Origin of the sequence: Kribbella sp. CCNWLW201 (assembly GCF_037203805.1) — a bacterium.
In the GTDB taxonomy this organism is placed as follows: Bacteria; Actinomycetota; Actinomycetes; order Propionibacteriales; family Kribbellaceae; genus Kribbella.
The window spans coordinates 260574-276420 of record NZ_JBBCBQ010000001.1; the positions used below are offsets into that span (position 1 = coordinate 260574).

The 15847-nt window shown below is 66.4% G+C and carries 16 protein-coding genes; 2 read left to right on the top strand and 14 right to left on the bottom strand.

The features are described 5' to 3' along the window. Positions 1-167 precede the first annotated feature (167 nt). Complete coding sequence (locus V9K99_RS01135) at positions 168-1352, top strand: AraC family transcriptional regulator (protein WP_337003128.1); 1185 nt, start codon at positions 168-170, stop codon at positions 1350-1352. Here the strand turns inward: V9K99_RS01135 and V9K99_RS01140 are convergent. The 13 genes from V9K99_RS01140 to V9K99_RS01200 form a co-directional block, all read right to left on the bottom strand. Beyond that, positions 1260-2696, bottom strand: a complete 1437-nt coding sequence (locus tag V9K99_RS01140; protein ID WP_337003126.1) for an aldehyde dehydrogenase family protein — start codon at positions 2694-2696, stop codon at positions 1260-1262. The genes V9K99_RS01135 and V9K99_RS01140 overlap by 93 nt on opposite strands. Then, a complete protein-coding gene (locus tag V9K99_RS01145) occupies positions 2693-3571 on the bottom strand; it encodes an SDR family NAD(P)-dependent oxidoreductase (RefSeq protein WP_337003124.1) in 879 nt (292 codons plus the stop codon). The genes V9K99_RS01140 and V9K99_RS01145 overlap by 4 nt, the downstream gene beginning before the upstream one ends. Next, a complete protein-coding gene (locus tag V9K99_RS01150) occupies positions 3568-4914 on the bottom strand; it encodes a flavin-containing monooxygenase (protein ID WP_337003122.1) in 1347 nt (448 codons plus the stop codon). Before V9K99_RS01150 ends, V9K99_RS01145 begins: the two co-directional genes overlap by 4 nt. A 182-nt stretch (positions 4915-5096) precedes the next feature. Beyond that, positions 5097-5837 carry a PP2C family protein-serine/threonine phosphatase gene (locus V9K99_RS01155; RefSeq protein ID WP_337003120.1) on the bottom strand — a complete coding sequence of 247 codons (741 nt, stop codon included), beginning with the start codon at positions 5835-5837 and terminating at the stop codon, positions 5097-5099. 258 nt (positions 5838-6095) lie between these two features. Further along, the gene (locus V9K99_RS01160; RefSeq protein ID WP_337003118.1) at positions 6096-6869 is read right to left on the bottom strand and encodes an SDR family NAD(P)-dependent oxidoreductase; all 774 of its coding nucleotides are present in this window, start codon (positions 6867-6869) and stop codon (positions 6096-6098) included. Positions 6870-7397: 528 nt separating this feature from the next. Further along, positions 7398-8345 (bottom strand): alpha/beta fold hydrolase, encoded by a 948-nt coding sequence (locus V9K99_RS01165; protein ID WP_337003116.1) that lies wholly within the window; start codon positions 8343-8345, stop codon positions 7398-7400. Between the two features lie 132 nt (positions 8346-8477). Next, on the bottom strand, positions 8478-9119 hold the full coding sequence (locus tag V9K99_RS01170) for a histidine phosphatase family protein (protein ID WP_337003114.1): 642 nt from the start codon (positions 9117-9119) through the stop codon (positions 8478-8480). A 21-nt stretch (positions 9120-9140) separates the two neighbouring features. Further along, the gene (locus V9K99_RS01175) at positions 9141-9887 is read right to left on the bottom strand and encodes an AAA family ATPase (protein WP_337003112.1); all 747 of its coding nucleotides are present in this window, start codon (positions 9885-9887) and stop codon (positions 9141-9143) included. A gap of 54 nt (positions 9888-9941) precedes the next feature. Then, a complete protein-coding gene (locus tag V9K99_RS01180) occupies positions 9942-10634 on the bottom strand; it encodes a DUF4386 family protein (RefSeq protein WP_337003110.1) in 693 nt (230 codons plus the stop codon). A gap of 54 nt (positions 10635-10688) precedes the next feature. Then, entirely contained in the window at positions 10689-11345 is a 657-nt protein-coding gene (locus tag V9K99_RS01185) for a class I SAM-dependent methyltransferase (protein ID WP_337003108.1), read from the bottom strand. 167 nt (positions 11346-11512) lie between these two features. Then, positions 11513-12214 carry a PAQR family membrane homeostasis protein TrhA gene (gene trhA / locus V9K99_RS01190; protein WP_337003106.1) on the bottom strand — a complete coding sequence of 234 codons (702 nt, stop codon included), beginning with the start codon at positions 12212-12214 and terminating at the stop codon, positions 11513-11515. Positions 12215-12456: 242 nt separating this feature from the next. Next, positions 12457-13515 carry a fatty acid desaturase family protein gene (locus V9K99_RS01195; RefSeq protein WP_337003104.1) on the bottom strand — a complete coding sequence of 353 codons (1059 nt, stop codon included), beginning with the start codon at positions 13513-13515 and terminating at the stop codon, positions 12457-12459. Positions 13516-13733: 218 nt separating this feature from the next. Continuing rightward, positions 13734-13937, bottom strand: a complete 204-nt coding sequence (locus V9K99_RS01200) for a cold-shock protein (RefSeq protein WP_337003102.1) — start codon at positions 13935-13937, stop codon at positions 13734-13736. Between the two features lie 350 nt (positions 13938-14287). Here V9K99_RS01200 and V9K99_RS01205 point away from each other — a divergent pair, with 350 nt between their 5' ends. After that, positions 14288-15004, top strand: coding sequence for a MerR family transcriptional regulator (locus V9K99_RS01205; protein WP_337323621.1), 717 nt, complete (start codon positions 14288-14290; stop codon positions 15002-15004). A gap of 9 nt (positions 15005-15013) precedes the next feature. Here the strand turns inward: V9K99_RS01205 and V9K99_RS01210 are convergent, their stop codons facing one another. Beyond that, positions 15014-15658 (bottom strand): hypothetical protein, encoded by a 645-nt coding sequence (locus tag V9K99_RS01210; RefSeq protein WP_337336367.1) that lies wholly within the window; start codon positions 15656-15658, stop codon positions 15014-15016. Between the last annotated feature and the right edge of the window lie 189 nt (positions 15659-15847).

Consider the following 15847-nt stretch of genomic DNA (forward strand, 5'->3'; position numbering starts at 1 on the left):
GGACTGGCCGTAACCGTAGGTACGTGTACGGCGCGCGGGGCAGGACAGCGGGGGCCTTCCTGCGGACTCCGGCGGCCAACGAGGCAACCGGCAGGGTCCCCTCGACTACGATTGGGCTGTTCACGCCGTGTTCAGGTCGGATGGAAGACCTGGTGGAGAGACCCGCGATGACCGAAGCTCCCGGCCTGGTTGCGCCTGCAACCAACCGCAGTACCTCGGCGACGATCCCGCCGAATATTCTGCGCTCGCTGGTGGTGGTCACCGCCGAGCGTGGGGTCGACCTGCGACCGGCGCTGGCGGAGGTGCGCCTGGACGAGGACGTGATGCGCTCCGCCGCGCTGCGGGTGTCGTACCGGCAGGGCAGCGCGGTGATCCGCAGCGCGCTGGAGCTGACCGGCGACGAGCGGCTGGGCCTGCGGTCAGGTGCCGCCCAGCACCTGACCGCGTGGGGACTGCTCGGGTTCGCACTGATGGCGTGTGACACCCTGCGGCACGCCATCGAGATCGGTGTGAAGTATCAGAGCCTGTCGGGTGCAATGGTGATGTGGTCGGCGGGGGAAGTCGAGGACGGCTTCGCGCTGCGTGTGGACCTGCCGGACCCGTCGCTGGACCCAGGGGTCGCTGTCTTCCTGATCGACGAGGCGTTTGCCAGCGTCGTCACGTTGACGCGGCTGAGTGTCGGCCCCGCCTTCGCGCCGGCTCGCGTCGAGTTCACCTATCGCGCCCCGCGCGACGTCGGCGTGTTCACGGAGCTGTTCAGTTGTCCGGTGAGTTTTGGGGCACCCCGGAATCGGCTGACCTTCTCCCCGTTGTGGTCCCGTACTGCGATGCCGGGTCGCGATCCGGTCGTCTACGCCTCGACCCTGGAGCTGCTGGAGGCGCAACTGGCGCCGCGCCGCGAGCGGCAGGAACTGCTCGAGGTGCTGGAGGTGTCGATCGCGCAGAGCCTCCCCGCCGTGCCGTCGTTCGCTGAACAGGCTCGGCGGCACGCCGCCAGCGAGCGCACGCTGCGGCGGCGTCTGGCCGACTGCGGAACGACGTACGAGGCGGTCGTCGATGGGGTGCGGCACGAACGCGTCGAGCAGTTGCTACGTCGCCCGGAGCTGACATTGCGTGACATCGCGCACCAGTCCGGGTTCGCCGATGAGCGCGCCCTGCGGCGCGCCGTGCGACGCTGGCACGGCCTGGCCCCGGCGGAACTACGCCGGCGGTTTCACACCGCGACGGCGACCGAAGACCCGGCTCAAATCGTCGGACTCTCAGGCCGGCGGTCGAGTATGGACCCAGACGGTCTTCACTCTGGACCACTGCTCGAACGCGGTGGTGGATTTCTCGGCGCCACCGAAGCCTGACTGTTTCCAGCCCCCGAACGGGGTGGTGATTTCACCCTCGCTGTACCCGTTGACGGAGACGACGCCGGCCTGGACGCCGGACGCCATGCGCCACGCGGTGTCGAGGTCACGGGTCCATACCGAGGCAGCCAGTCCATAGTCGGTCGCGTTGGCCAGATTGACCGCTTCGGCCTCGCTGGTGAATGTCTGGACCGTGACGACAGGGCCGAACAACTCCTTGATGAGCACGTCGCTCCCGGCCGGTGCATCGGTGATGACGGTGGGCGGATAGAACGCGCCGCCTGAAGGCAGGCCGTCAGGAACGCCTGCGGTGTGGATCCGCGCGCCAGCGGCACGTGCGGCCTCCACGGCGGCGGTGACCCGGTCTCGGGCGGCGGGGTTGATCAGCGGGCCGATCCGGGTCGCCGGGTGCGACGGATCGCCGATCGGCAGGCGCTTCGCGGCGGCGACGAACCGGGCGACGAGCGCCTCGGCGATGTCGTCGTGGACCAGCACACGCGAGCCTGCGGTGCAGTTCTGCCCCATGGTCAGAAACGCGGCCTCGACCATGTGGTCGATCAGGTCGCCGCCGAAGGTCAGCGCGTCGGCCATCAGGATCTGGGGGCTCTTGCCGCCCATCTCCAGCGAGATTCGCTTGAAGTTGGTCTCGGCCGCGTCGGCGAGGATGCGGCGCCCGACCGCGGTGGAGCCGGTGAACGACAGGGCGCCGACGAGCGGATCGCGCGCCAAGGCGGTGCCGGCGACCGGCCCATATCCGGGCAGCACGGTGAGGACGCCGTCGGGCAGACCCGCCTCCGCGGCCAGCTGTGCCAGATGCAGTACCGACCGCGGAGTCGCCTCGGCGGGTTTGAGCAACAGGCAGTTGCCCGCCGCGAGTGCCGGTCCGATCTTCCAGGCGGCCATCGCCAACGGGTAGTTCCACGGCAGGATCGCTGCGGTCACCCCGATCGGTTCGCGGCGGATCAGCCCGATGTGGTCGGGGCCGGTCGGGGCGAGGCGGTCGAACATCTTGTCGGTGGCCTCGGCGAACCAGCGGATCGACTCGATCGCTCCCGGGACGTCGCCGGTGCGGCACTCGGTGATCGGCTTGCCGGCGTCCTGGCTGTCCAGGCGGGCCAGCGTCTCGGCGTCGCGTTCCATCAACTCAGCAAGTCGCAGGAGTACCGATGCCCGTTCTCGTGGCGGCCGACGCGCCCAACAGCCGTTGTCGAAGACGTGCTGGGCGCGCTCGGCCGCCTCCGTGACCTGGCGGGCGGTCGTTGCGGGCAGGGTGGCGATCCGTTCACCGGTCGCCGGGTTGGTCACGTGCAGGACCGACTGGTCGGTCGCCTCGGTGGTGGTCATCGGGCTTCCTCCACGAGTTCCCACCGGCCGTTGACACGGCGGGCCAGGCCCTGTTGCTCGAGGGACTGCAGGTAGCGGGCCGCACCGCGCTCACCCCGTCCGCGGAAGAGCGGGAACAACCGGGGCAGCAGGTTCGGTGACAGCATTGCCAGGCGCGCGGTCCACGATTCGCTGGGCCGCGCGTACACCTCCAGGCGTGGCTTGTCCAGCAGGCGCACGACCGCCTTCACGACATCGGACGGCTGCTGGGGCCGATCCATGAACTGGCTGGTGTTGCCGCCCTCCACGGCCTCCTGACGCAGCATCCGGGTATCGGTGGCGGAGGGAAGCACGGATCCCACCAGGATGCCCTTGTCCCGCAGATCGAGCCCGATGGAGAGCATCGCCCCACGCAGTCCGAACTTCGAGGCCGTGTAGATCGGGGTCTCGCCCAGGGGGAAGATGCCACCGAGCGAGACGGTAGTGACGACACGAGGGTCGGCGGCGGCCCGTAGCAGCGGAATCGCCAAGCGGGTGATGATCAGCGGGGACAGCAGGTTGACGTCGAGCTCTTGCTCGATGCTCTCGACGCTGCGCACGTCGAAGCGCTCCGTGCTGGTCATGCCGATGTTGTTGATCAGCATGTCCAGCCGACCGTGCTCATGGAACACCATGCTGAGCAGGTCCTGGACGGCGGTGCGGTCGAGGAGGTCGCATTCGATACCCGAATGGCCGACACCGGGAAGGCTGCGCGCGACGTGCTCGGCGCGGCCTTTGTCGATGTCGGCGACCAGGCACCGGGCGCCTTCTTCGGCGAACCGTCGGCACAGGGCGCTGCCGATACCGCCCGCCCCGCCCGTGACGAGGATGACCTTTCCGTTGAAGTCATAGCTCATGACGTCACCGCCACCGGGTGCGTCGTGGTCTTCGCCGGCGGGTTGCCGTGCGTGCGCCAACCCATCCGGCGTGCCACCTTCGCCAGGTAGGTCCCGAGGGCTCTGCTGTCGACGTAGCCGGTGTGCCGGGGCGAGTCGACGAGCGTCAGGCCGCCGGTCAGGTCGGGACGGTCGTTGTGGATCATGTCGGCGAAGCGCCTGGCGTTCGGCGAGTCTCGGTGCTCGTCGTGGATGTAGGAGGCGATCATCTGCGCCTGGGTGTCGAAAAAGTGGTAGGCGCCGGAGTTCGTCTCCACGAACCCGACGCCGAACAGGCCCCGGTGCTCGCGGGAGAATGCCGACAGGTAGAGGTCGGGGTGCTGTTCGCTGCCGAAGTACCGCTGCGCGACGGGGACCCTGTGCAGGTATCCGGTCGCCAGCAGGATCAGGTCGAATTCGTCGCTCGTGCCGTCGGTGAAGTACACCGTGGTGTTCTCGGTGTGCGCGATGCCGGGCTTGGCCGTGATGTCGCCGTGCTGGAGATGGTGGATCAGCATCGAGTTGACCGCGGGGTGGGTTTCGAACAGCTTGTGGTCGGGCTTCTGCAGACCGAGTCGGCGCGGATCGCCGTTCATGAGGCGCAGCAGGGCGCCGAACAGCCGTTGCTCCAGCCACATCGGCAGCTTGGGCCCGGTCTCGGCGATCGTGTCGACCGGCCGGCCGAACACGTGCTTGGGAATGAACCAGTAGCCCCGCCGCATGCTGATCACCGCGTGGGCGGCGCTGCGGGCGGCGTCGCAGGCGATGTCGAGGCCGGAGTTCCCGGCCCCGACGACCAGGACCCGCTTGCCGCGCAGCTCGTCCGGGATGCGGTAGGTCAGAGTGTGGCGGACCTCGCCGGCGAAGCTACCGGGGAGCTCCGGGATGTTGGGGTGCCACTGCGAGCCGGTACAGACCACGACCTCTCCGTGCACGGTCTGACCGCCGTCGGCGGTGGTCACCGTCCAACTGCCGTCCGCGTTCTTGTCGATGCCGCCCACCGCCGTGCCGAACTGGATCCGGTCGGTGAGCCCGTACCGGTCCGCGAACGACGTCAGGTAGTTCAGAATCTGCCGGTGCGGCGGGTAGTCGGCGAAGTGGTCGGGCATCGGCCACCCACCGAACCCCGACAGGGTCTTGCTGGAGATGAAGTGCGCCGTCTCGTACATCGGGCCTCCGGGATTGTCGATGTCCCAGATTCCGCCAGGCCCGGTATGCCGTTCGTAGTGCGTGTACGGCAGGTTGCGCTCGGCGAGCGCCCGGGCCACGGCCAGGCCCGCGGGTCCGGCGCCGATCACGCAGGTGTCGTACTGATGAGCTTCCACGAGCCCACCTCCTTCTGTCGCGCCCCGTCCAGTGACCGGAAACCTACGTAAACGACGGCCGAACCGAACTGGCTCGCGCGGCCACAACGAGGACCTCAGCGGCCAACCTGATGCCGGTTCCACGGCTGAGGGCACGGGCATCGAGCGATCCGGCGGGCTAGCCCCCAAAGGCGCCGTACTTGCTAGCGTTCGAGCTCCACCAAGGCCAGCGTGATGTTGTCCGGGCCACCGCCGGCGATCGCCGCCCTCCACAACTCGAATGCTGCCTTGCCGCCCCGGTGATCGCTCAGCAGCCGGCTGATCGTCCTGTCGTCGACAACGTCGCTCAGCCCGTCGGAGCAGACCAGGTATCGTTCGGCGTCGTTCAGCGGGCGGATGCTGACATGCGTGTCGATTCCCTTGTACGACGGATATCCGCCGAGCGTCTGCGTGACGATCGTCGTGTGTGTCTGTCCGGGCTGCAACGGGGGACTGTCGTCGATGCTCAGGCGCGACAGCTCCAACCCGTTCCAGGCGTACACGCGGCTGTCGCCCACGTTGAAGACAAACACCGAGTCACCGGTCAGAACGACACCAGCGACGGTCGTTCCCATGGTGATGCGGCGCGGATCGCGGTCGGCCGCCTCATAGACCCGCTTGTTGCAGTCGTCGATCGCCGAGCGCAGGGACCGCTCGTCAGCCAGGCGCGGCCCAACCCGGGCCAGTTGCTGGACCACCAACGTGCTGGCCAGCGCCCCGGCCGGATGAGCGCCGAGCCCGTCCGCGACGGCGACCACCAGCGGCGACCCGATCGGGAACATGAGCGTCTCCGGGACGAGGGTCGCGGACGCGCAGATAGTCCACGGGCCGACGACGAGACTGTCCTCGTTGTGATCACGGAGCAACCCGTCGTGGCCGAGCGCGGAGATGGCGGCAAACCTCACCGATGCTCCAGATACGGTCGATCCGATCCTGCCTCGACCCTACCGCGACGGCGCTGCCCGGCCGGTGCGAAATTCGTCGCGGATCCGACCGCTCCACTCAACACACCGGAGCGCTGCAGCGTTGGTGTAACAACACCGACCATCGTCGGCCTCACGCGATTGACATCAGCCAAACTCTGCCGATTGGTCGGCGGGCCGCCTCGCCACGGTCCGCCGATCTGGCGCGCAGATGCATACCGCGGGCCAGTCGTTGGGCCTTCAGTCGTCGTTCGGGCGAAGCCGGTCGGCGACCAGGTAACCGCCGTCGACCGGTAGGGCGGCTCCGGTGACGAAGTCGGCGGCCGGCGAGGCGAGGAACACGACCGGGCCGACGAGGTCGTCGAGCTCGCCCCAGCGGCCGGCGGGCGTCTTGCGGCGGATCTGTTCGCCGAGCCGGCTGCCTCGCAGCCCGCGGGTCAGGTCGGTTTCGAACCAGCCGGGCAGGATCGCGTTGACCTGGATGTGTTGTGGCGCCAGTTCGACGGCGAGCGCTCGCGTCAGGCCGAGCAGACCAGTCGTGGCGGCCGCGTAGTCAGCGAAGTCGGGCGGACCGAAGTACGAGTACATCGAGCCGACGTTGATGATCTTGCCACCGCCGGCCGCCTGCATGTGCCGAGCAGCATGCTTGGCGCAGAGAAACGCACCGGTGAGATGACTGTCGATGACGGCTCGCCATGCCGACAGCGACAGATCGGTGAGTGCGCCGCCGCGGAACGTGCCCGCGTTGTTGACCAGAACAGTCAGCCCACCGAGAACGGAGGCCACCTGGTCGACGGCATCCGCGACCTCGTCCTCATCGGAAACGTCGACATCGAGGACCAAGGCATCCGATCCGAGTTCGTTGCGTGCGCGGGCGTTCTTGGCCGAGTCGCGTCCGGTGACCGCCACGCTGGCGCCGGCGCGCCGGAGCCCCCGGGCCACGGCCAAACCGATGCCACCGTTGCCGCCCGTCACCAGCGCGACCCGGCCGTGCAGCCGGAACGAGTCCGCCATGTCTTCGAGCCTCGTAACACAAGCTTCACACCCTCGATAGGTCTCAGCACGGCCGATCGGCACGATCCACGGCCAGACCGGTGTGCCGCGGAGTGGATGGACCTGCTGGCCGATTGCGCGCGCCTGCATGCTGTTGCGACGCCCAAGGGCAAACCGGTCGAAGCGCGGAGGAATGGGTGTAGCAGTCGGTGCAGCAACAGGCTGCGACAGCGACGCCTTCCGGCAGTCGTCTAGCACTCGTCGGTGCGGTCGGCAACAAACCGTCAGCGGACCCATCAGCGACCTGAAAAGCGGAAGGTCGGCGGTTCGAGACCGCCCCTGACCACCAGAACCCTCTCCACCACCGGGGAGGGATTTTTTCTTTCCCCACGCGTTGCGCTTGTCGCGACTGACTACGCACGTCGGCCGCCTGCCTCAGGTGAGCCTGATCACGCGTACTGCCCATCGCCGTCAAGCCGCCCAACTCAGCCAATCACGAACCAGGGCTGGGTTACTGAGCGACTGAGCGCTGATTTGTGCCTCGCGACGCTAGCGACGGCCCAGCACGGTGTCGGTCAGCAAGGCGTTGAACTTCGCCGGCTCCTCGAACGGCATCATGTGAGCCGACTGCTCAAACCAGTGCAGTTGCTTGAAGGGTGCCTCAATCGCGTCGAAGTACTCGACCGCGAGCTGGGCGGGGGTGTTCTGGTCGTGGCGCCCGATGACGAAATGGACCGGGATGTCGTAGGTCCGCGCGGCGCGAGCTAGGTCGGCCTCGAGGAGGTCCGGCATCAGGTGGCCGAACGAGAACTCCTGCGCGATCGCCGAGCGCTCGCCGAAGTACTGCTCACGAAGCTCCGGCGCCACGCGCTCGAACAGCGCGGCGGTGTCGCCGCGGGCCACGCCGCCGAACCTGTCGAGCCAGGCCCGTTGAACGACCACATCGGCGAACGTCAATCCGCCGTCCCCGGTGTATCGGTCCTCGATCGCCCGCAGGGCGCTGATCGCCTCACTGTTCTGTAGTTCGATCGCCCTCCGCAGGGTGAACGCGTACGACGCCTGCTCGTTGCGCATCCCGGCGACAAGCTGACCCACGCCGACGAACGCGTGCAACCTCGCCGGCCGCTCGCTGGCGAGCATCGCGCCGACCAGGCTGCCCCACGAGTGCCCGAGGAGGTACACCTTCTCCTGGGCGAAGCGTTCGGCGAGCCAATCGATCAACTCGAGTGCGTCGGCGATGAACTGGCGCAGCGTCATCGACTCGGCCGGAATATCGGGGTCATAGGACCGGCCGGCACCGCGCTGATCCCAATGCACCACAAGGAAGTGTTGCTCCAATTCCGCGTTGTACGCCGTGAACAGCGGCATCTCAGCGAAACCCGGACCGCCGTGCAGGATGAGCAGCAACGGATTGCCGAGGTCGGCGCCTCGTACCACGACCTCTTGTGCAAGTCCGCCGAGCAGCACTCGCTGCCGGAGTTCCACGCGTTCGTTCACGGCGCGCCACACTACCCGCCGCACTCATCCAGGTGCGGTGGGATCGCGACACCGACGACGACACAGACCCAACAGCTGGTCGGCTACCACCACCTATATCGGCGGGATTCTGCGTGAGGGGCAAGATCACATCTAAAGGGGCTCTTCGAGACCGTGTAAGTGCTGGGTTTCGTTCAGGGAGATGACCTGGTGGCTGAAGTGGGTGTTGTTGCGGCGGAGGGTGGTGATGCTGCCTGAGGTCAGGGGGAAGAAGACTCGGTCTGTCGAGGTCATCGGCATGCCGATCCAGGCGGCGATCAGGTAGCTCGATGCGGAGCCGTGAGAGACCACGATCTGGTTCTCGACTGGTCGGCGGAGGATGTCGTCGAGGGCTGGGTACAGGCGTTCGACCAAGGCCAATCGTGTCTCCGCACCGGCTGGTCCGTCGTGGTGGCCGAGACGATCGCCGTACTCCGGGAGTGGGATGCGGCGCTCGGCGAGCCACGCTTGGGGGCGCCCGTCGGCCTCACCGTTAGACCTCTCGCGAAGCCGGGCATCAGTTTGGACCTCTACGGAGAACCTCCGAGCAATTCGCTCTGCCGCTTGGCTGGCTCGACGCAGATCAGAGGAGTAGACCTCGACTGGCTGGAGTCCGATCCTGCTCGAAAGGACCTCGGCGATGAGTTCGGCCTGCAGGTATCCACGGGCTGACAGATCCGAGTCGTGCCAGCCTCCAACGACGCCGTCGACGTGATGCTGTGCCTCGGGATGCGTGACGAGGTAGATGTGTCTCATTACCCTCCTTTGGCGGTCTCTTCAGGTTGGGTTGGAGTGTTCCGGTGAGACAATTGATGGGGGCCCCTGAGCGAGCATAGTTGGCAGCTCCTCGACGGTGAGCTCGACGAGTTCATTGCAATTTGGCTGTGCGCACTCGCAGTCGTATAGGCGAACCGCGCGGCGTACCAGCCTTTCGGTTGCCTGTTTGGCGAGTTGGCGATTGCTGATACGAATCAAGGACTGACGCTCGTCGGTGGTGCGTGCTGCGAGGGAAGATCCCAGGATTGCGCTGAAGCTCTGCTCGATGGCCGTGATTGTTTGCTCGACGGTCTGACCGTCGACCACGACGACGTTTGCGGCGGTTCCCTCGAGCTGGCTTCGCACCAGCTCCCATCCCCAGACATAGTCTTTGTGCACACCATCTGGATGCCTGCGTTGGAGTCTTGCGAGCTGTTCCTCCTTGGAGGGCATGAGCCACACTGCGTTCTCGGCAACCCCGGCCATCTTGGGAGTGACCTGTGCGCCTTCGACAACGACCGCCGTACCCAAGGACAGCGACTGGATATCTTCCATGATCATTGGCCTGCGATCAAAGTCGCCTGGACCGGTGCCCATGACATGAAGTCCGGCCTCGGCTGCGCGCTTCTCATGGGCGAATGCATAAGCGTCTACGCTGTACCAGAGAAATCCATGTTTTCGCGCGAGTAGGCGGCTCACCGTGGTCTTGCCCGCCGCCGCCGGACCACCCACCCAGAGGATACTCGCGCGCTCCGGTTCTTTACTCATATGACAAGAGTCTATCGAGGCCCGGGAAATTGGTTCTGTTCCCCGGAGACAATGTCAGGTGCCATCGGCAACCTTTTCGGGCAGGGCGAGGTCGCGGCGGCGGGTCAGGAGGACGGCGGTGGTCAGGAGCCAGAGCCAGACGGCGATGTAGGGCACGAGCCACGCCACCTCGATCGTCCAGACGAACTGTGCCAACGCGAGGGCGATTCCGCTGATGGCGCCCCAGCGGCCCAGCCAGCGCGGCATGACACCGGTCGACACGATGATCCAGCCGCAGGCGAAGGCGAAGCCGCCCAGCGGCAGCAAGATATTGGTGAGGCCGAGGTGGGTGACGTCGTACGCGTAAGCCAGCTGGCCCTGATCGAGGTCGGCGGACCGGTGGGCGGCCGCTTCCTCGCTGGAGTCGAGGATGACGAACACAGCGACCAGGACGCTGGACAGCACGGCCATCGTCGACCGCACCGGGACATCTCCGTCGACGCGGCGAAGGAGAAGGGCCAGGCCCACCATGAACCAGAGCAGAACAAACATCCCGATGTCGCTGACGACCTCCACCTGCCGTACCCAGGTCGTGTCCAGGCCACGGACGTACTCGGCGGCCTGAGCGGCGGTGGCGTTGATCGGCGGCTCTCCCGGCGAGCCGGCGATCAACCCGGCGAACAGCAGCACAGCGCCGACCAGCCCGGTCAGGCCGATTATCCGAGCGATCGGGGTGCCGCGCACCACCAGTTCGTCACGATCCGTCATGCCCTCAGCATGCGCCTGACCCGGCTTCTTGCCCACTGGCCACGTGCCATCCGGCTACGGCGACCCTGTCGGCTTGCGGGCCAGGAGGTAACCGTTTGGGGTCTTCTCCGTGTCCTCACGCTCGCGTACTGCGGTCATCGACAGCTCGAAGCCTGCTGAGCGGAGCAGTTCGGCGACCTCGTCGGGTTGTTGTCGGTACCAGTGGAGGGAGACAGGCGTGCCGAACAACTCGGTGTACTCGCTCCGCTCGTCGCCGATCTGGAAGGTCAGCATCAACTGGCCGCCTGGCGCGAGCACCCGGTGAAACTCGGCGAAGACCTGCGGCCTCTGATCCCACGGGATGTGGATGATCGAGTAGTAGGCAAGTAGTCCGCCGAGTGAAGCGTCCGGCAGGTCCAACGCCAGCATGGATCCCTCCTCGAACCGCAGCTGCGGGTAGGTCCGACGGGCCAACGCCAGCATCCCGGGCGATAGGTCGATGCCGAACGCGTCCAGCCCCAAGCCGGACAGCAGGATCGTCACCCGGCCCGGCCCACACCCGACATCGGCGACGAGGCCGTTGCCGCCGGCTCGTACCTGCTCCGCGAAAGCGGCGAACAGCGCCCGGTCAAAGGGTCTGTCGTCGAGACCTGAGGCGACCACGTCGGCGTGCTCCGCGGCCAGGGCGTCGTACGAGTCCCGCGTGGCGGTGACAAAAGCTGCATCCATCATGGTCATGGAGACTAGACAGCACCGCCGACAGATCTTGTCGGACTATCCCACGCCGTCTCCCTGCGTACGGCGCAGGCGCCGGACAACGCGGCTGCCGGTAGAAGGATCTGTGTGCAGGCGGCGGGGCAGGCCGTTTGCCGGAAGCAGGACCGCATGGTGGAGTGTGGTCAGCTCACTGGGAGGGTGACGTTGTAGGTGATCAGGCTGACTGCGATGTAGTGAGCGATGAACGCGGCCACGGTGCAGGCGTGGAACATCTCGTGGAACCCGAACCAGCGCGGTGACGGGTTCGGCTTCTTCAGTGCGTAGACGACCGCACCGGCCGAATACATCAGTCCTCCGGCCGCGAGCAGGATGACGACCGCAGCGCCACCGAGGCGGTAGAAGTCCGGCATCCAGAAGACCGCGGCCCAGCCCAGCGCAAGGTAGATCGGGGTGTAGAGCCAGCGCGGCGCCGTCAGCCAGAACACCCGGAACAACACCCCGAGGAGGGCTCCTCCCCAGACAGCGACGAGGAGGGCCACGCGGTCGGCACCGGTGAGCAGCAAGACACCGAAGGGGGTGTAGGTGCCGGCGATCATCACGAAGATGTTCGAGTGGTCCATACGCCGCAGCACCGCCGCGGGGGCTGGTCTCCAGTGGCCACGGTGATACAGCGCGGAGACACCGAACAGCAGCGACGACGCGATCGTGAAGACCACTGCTGCGATCCGTGGGGTAGCCGATGGGGCCGCCACGATCAGCACCACCCCGGCAGCGACCGCCACGGGGAAGGTCCCCGCGTGCAGCCAGCCGCGCAGGAGAGGTTTCAGTGGGGCGACGGCATCGCTGAGAGCGTCGGTGAGGTTGTGAAGTTGGTTGTCAGGCATGACGGACTTCTCCTTCCGGCCTTCCGAGCAGACGCCTGGCCATCTCAACGTCAAGGACGCGGTACGACGCACTCGCCTGATCAGCCAACTCTCGAGGGTCGGCGAAGCGAGCGCGGGAGGCCGAACGTTTCACAGCTCCCAGGTTCACCGCGCCACTCCCTTCCCCTCCAGCGTCGCCGGATCCTCGACAGCCGGGCAGGGGCCGACGTCCCGCAAAGGACCAGCGATGGTCCCGGATCTTTCTAGGCAGTGGCGACTGATCCGCGAAGTGTCCGGCCGACGTCGTGCAGGTGGCGTAGGCCTTGGGCGTAGGAGTCGATGATGCCGGTCGACAGATAGGGAACGCCGATCCGCTGGCAGTAGGCACGGACTGCGCCTTGGGCGTGGCGCAAGTTGGCGCGGGGCATGTTCGGGAACAGATGGTGTTCGATCTGGTAGTTGAGTCCGCCCATCATCCAGTCCGTGACCGGGTGCCCGTTGACGTTGCGGGAGGTGCGGACCTGCTTTTCGAGGAAGCCCCAGTGGGTGTCGGCATCAGGCATCTCCATGCCCTTGTGGTTGGGCGCGAAGACGCTGCCCAGATGCAGCCCGAACAGCGCCTGGTGCAGGACGGCGAACACGATCGCCTTCTCCGGCGACATGATCAGCAGCAGCCCACCGACGTACATGGTGAGGTGAGCAGCGATCAGGCCGAGTTCCAGCAACGCTCCGCGGCGCGGCCGGCCGAGCAGGTAGCGGATGCTGGACACCCTCAGGGCGAGGCCTTCCAGCGTCAGCAACGGAAAGAAGATGCGGGCCTGGTGCCGGCTGAGCCAGCTGTGCAGACCGGTGCGGCCTTCGGCCTGGTCAAGGGTCCAGACCAGGACGCCGGCGGCGACGTCAGGATCCTTGTCGGTGTGGTTGGGGTTGGCGTGGTGACGGTTGTGCTTGTCGTTCCACCAGCCATAGCTCATCCCCAGCAGCAGGTTCGCGTGCAATTGCCCGAGCACGTCGTGAAGACGCCGGGAGCGCCCGATCTGCTGGTGGCCGGCATCGTGACCGAAGAACGCAGCCCGGGTGGTGAACAGCGCGGCTGGGATCGCGAGCAGCAGAACGAGCCAGGAGTTGCCCAGCAGGATCATCCCGGCCACAACTGCGGCCAGAGAGAGCAGGTTGACGGCGATGGAGACCAGATAACGGCCGGTACGACGCTCCAGTAGAGCGGCATCCTTGATCTCGCGCAGCAGTGGCGCAAAGTCACTGCCCTTGGGCCTGGGCCGGGTGATGGTGGGTCGGTCGAGCAGGGCACTTGACGGTGCCATAAAGAAGTCCTTCGGTCTTGCTACCCAGAGGAGGAACCACCAGGGCCGTGAGCGGTGCGGCCGATGCCGCAGTTCGGCACATCTGGATCCATCACCCTACGTAGTTCAACGCTGCCGCCCTGGCGGTTATTCCGCCCGCCTGGAATGGGCTGCGGCCCTCCACCATGAACTGGTAGCGGGCCGCAGCTATCAACGCCGTACTGCCGAGCGACAGAGGCTCAGAGTGCCGTCACTCGCTCCGCCTGCTGCCCCTTCGGGCCTTGGGTGAGGTCGAACTCGACACGCTGATTCTCGTCCAGGCTGCGGAAGCCGTCGGTTTGGATCGCGGAGAAGTGTACGAAGACATCCTCACCGCCGCCGTCGAGAGAGATGAAGCCGAAACCCTTGTCGGCGTTGAACCACTTCACAGTTCCCTGTGCCATGTTGTTGCTCCTCGTGAGAGATGTAGGTGCCGGCGGTCGCCGAGCACCCGGCCGGTTGTCGCAGCGGCGGCGGCCCCACCATCTCTGGCAAGAAACAGCAACACGCCCGCGGAACATCCGCGAGCGTGACAGGTAAACCACGTACACAGAACTTCGACCTGTCCGCCACAACCTGTGCGCACCCGGATCTATTCCCAGCACTCGTCATGCAGGTCGAACGAGCGCCTCGGCCTGGTCCTGGCGGCCGGTCCGCCAGGTCCTGGTCATTGCCTCCAGCAACGAGTACGACGCGAATCGCTTGACTCTCGGGTTGCCTGAGACTGGATGATGCTGTCGTGCCGGACAAGCTGGTGACGATAGGGACCTTTTCGATGCTGTCGGGATTGTCGATCCCGACGCTTCGCCATTACGACGACATCGGTCTGCTGCGGCCGGCCGAGGTCGACTCACGGACGGGGTATCGGCGGTACAGCTCCGTCCAGGTCGACACCGCACGACGGATCCGGCTCCTGCGCGAGGCGGAATTGTCCACCGATGACATCGGCAGGATCCTCGACGGTGACGCCTCCGATGCTCGTGCGGTCCTCGCGCGGCAACGGTTGATGCTCCGCGAACGAACCGGGCGGGTCGAGGCGCTGCTGGATCAACTGGCGCAGGACCTGGAAGGGGATCCCCCGCAGATGAAATCGGCCGCTGACTTCGGCCTGGCTGCGGTGAACATCGGGGTGGACTCCGATGCCGCGCTGGAGATCGCCTGCACGTTCTGGGGCGAGCTACTCGGAGTCCAGTTGGAGGACTGGGGAAGCGGAAGCCGACAGGTGGTTCTCGGCGAGGGGGACGCCATCAGCTTCCTCAACATCAGGGTGCGCTCGACGGACGAACCGCAGTACGGCCATAGATCCGCGTTCGGGCTTGGCGTCGTCGGACTCGACGACGCCCACCAACGCGCTCTGGCAGCTGGAGCAGGCGAGCATTTCCCACCCACAGACGGCGAGAACATGCCCCGACACTCTCGGTTCGCCGATCCAGTCGGAAACCGAGTCGTCCTGTGGGAGAGCGCGCGGTGACCAGAGGCGTCAGAACTCGTCGTCTGGGATGGGTTCCCCTGTCGTCAGATCGTGTTGTGTCTCGATGGCGAACACGACGCGCCGACGGCCTTCCCAGGAGGAGCATTTGATCAAGTCCCGCGGTTCCAGTTTGGGGTTGGTGGCGAGCTTGAGGTAACCGAAGCGGTCGTCTCGGCGGATGATCCCGTCGCGCACCGCGGACAGGTCTAAGTACTGGACCTTCCAGGACGAGTCGTCTCCCCAGACGCAACCCCAGACGAAGCCGAAGTCGCCGACGGGCCATTCGTCGTCGACGGGTCGCCAGTGCAACGAGCCGGGAGACTTGGTCGTGCCGTCATGCAGGTCCCACCAGTCGGGGACGTAGAAGCCGACCGGGCAGAAGCCGCCAGGGTGCAGCTCCTCCGACGCGATGATCTCCCCGCTCTGTAGATCTAACACCGATGTCGCCATGTAGTGCGGCGAGATGAGTGCATACGTCCGACCGTCTTGGCGGAACGGTTCGAAAGTGCTCAGCATCTCGTAGTTGCGGTCGTAGCCGGCGACGACATCGTCACCGTCCAGCACGTCGACGTGGACGGTCGGCCAAGTGCCTGGCTGCTGTGTGGTGTCGACCCGGGTGGTGTAACGCTCGCGCGGCGTCGGTCGTGAAGGCACCTGATACAGCCCGGTGGTTTCGATCTGTTCAACCCAGTGCCGCTCGTATCGGGCCCCTGCCGCCTTGTGCCGCGCCACCCACTCCTGGCGAAGCTCCTCGGCTTCTGCCGCACTGTGCCGAACGCCGAAAGAACCCACGTGGCCGGATGCTTCAGCACGGACCTCGTAGATCCAACGTCGGGCGCCTGG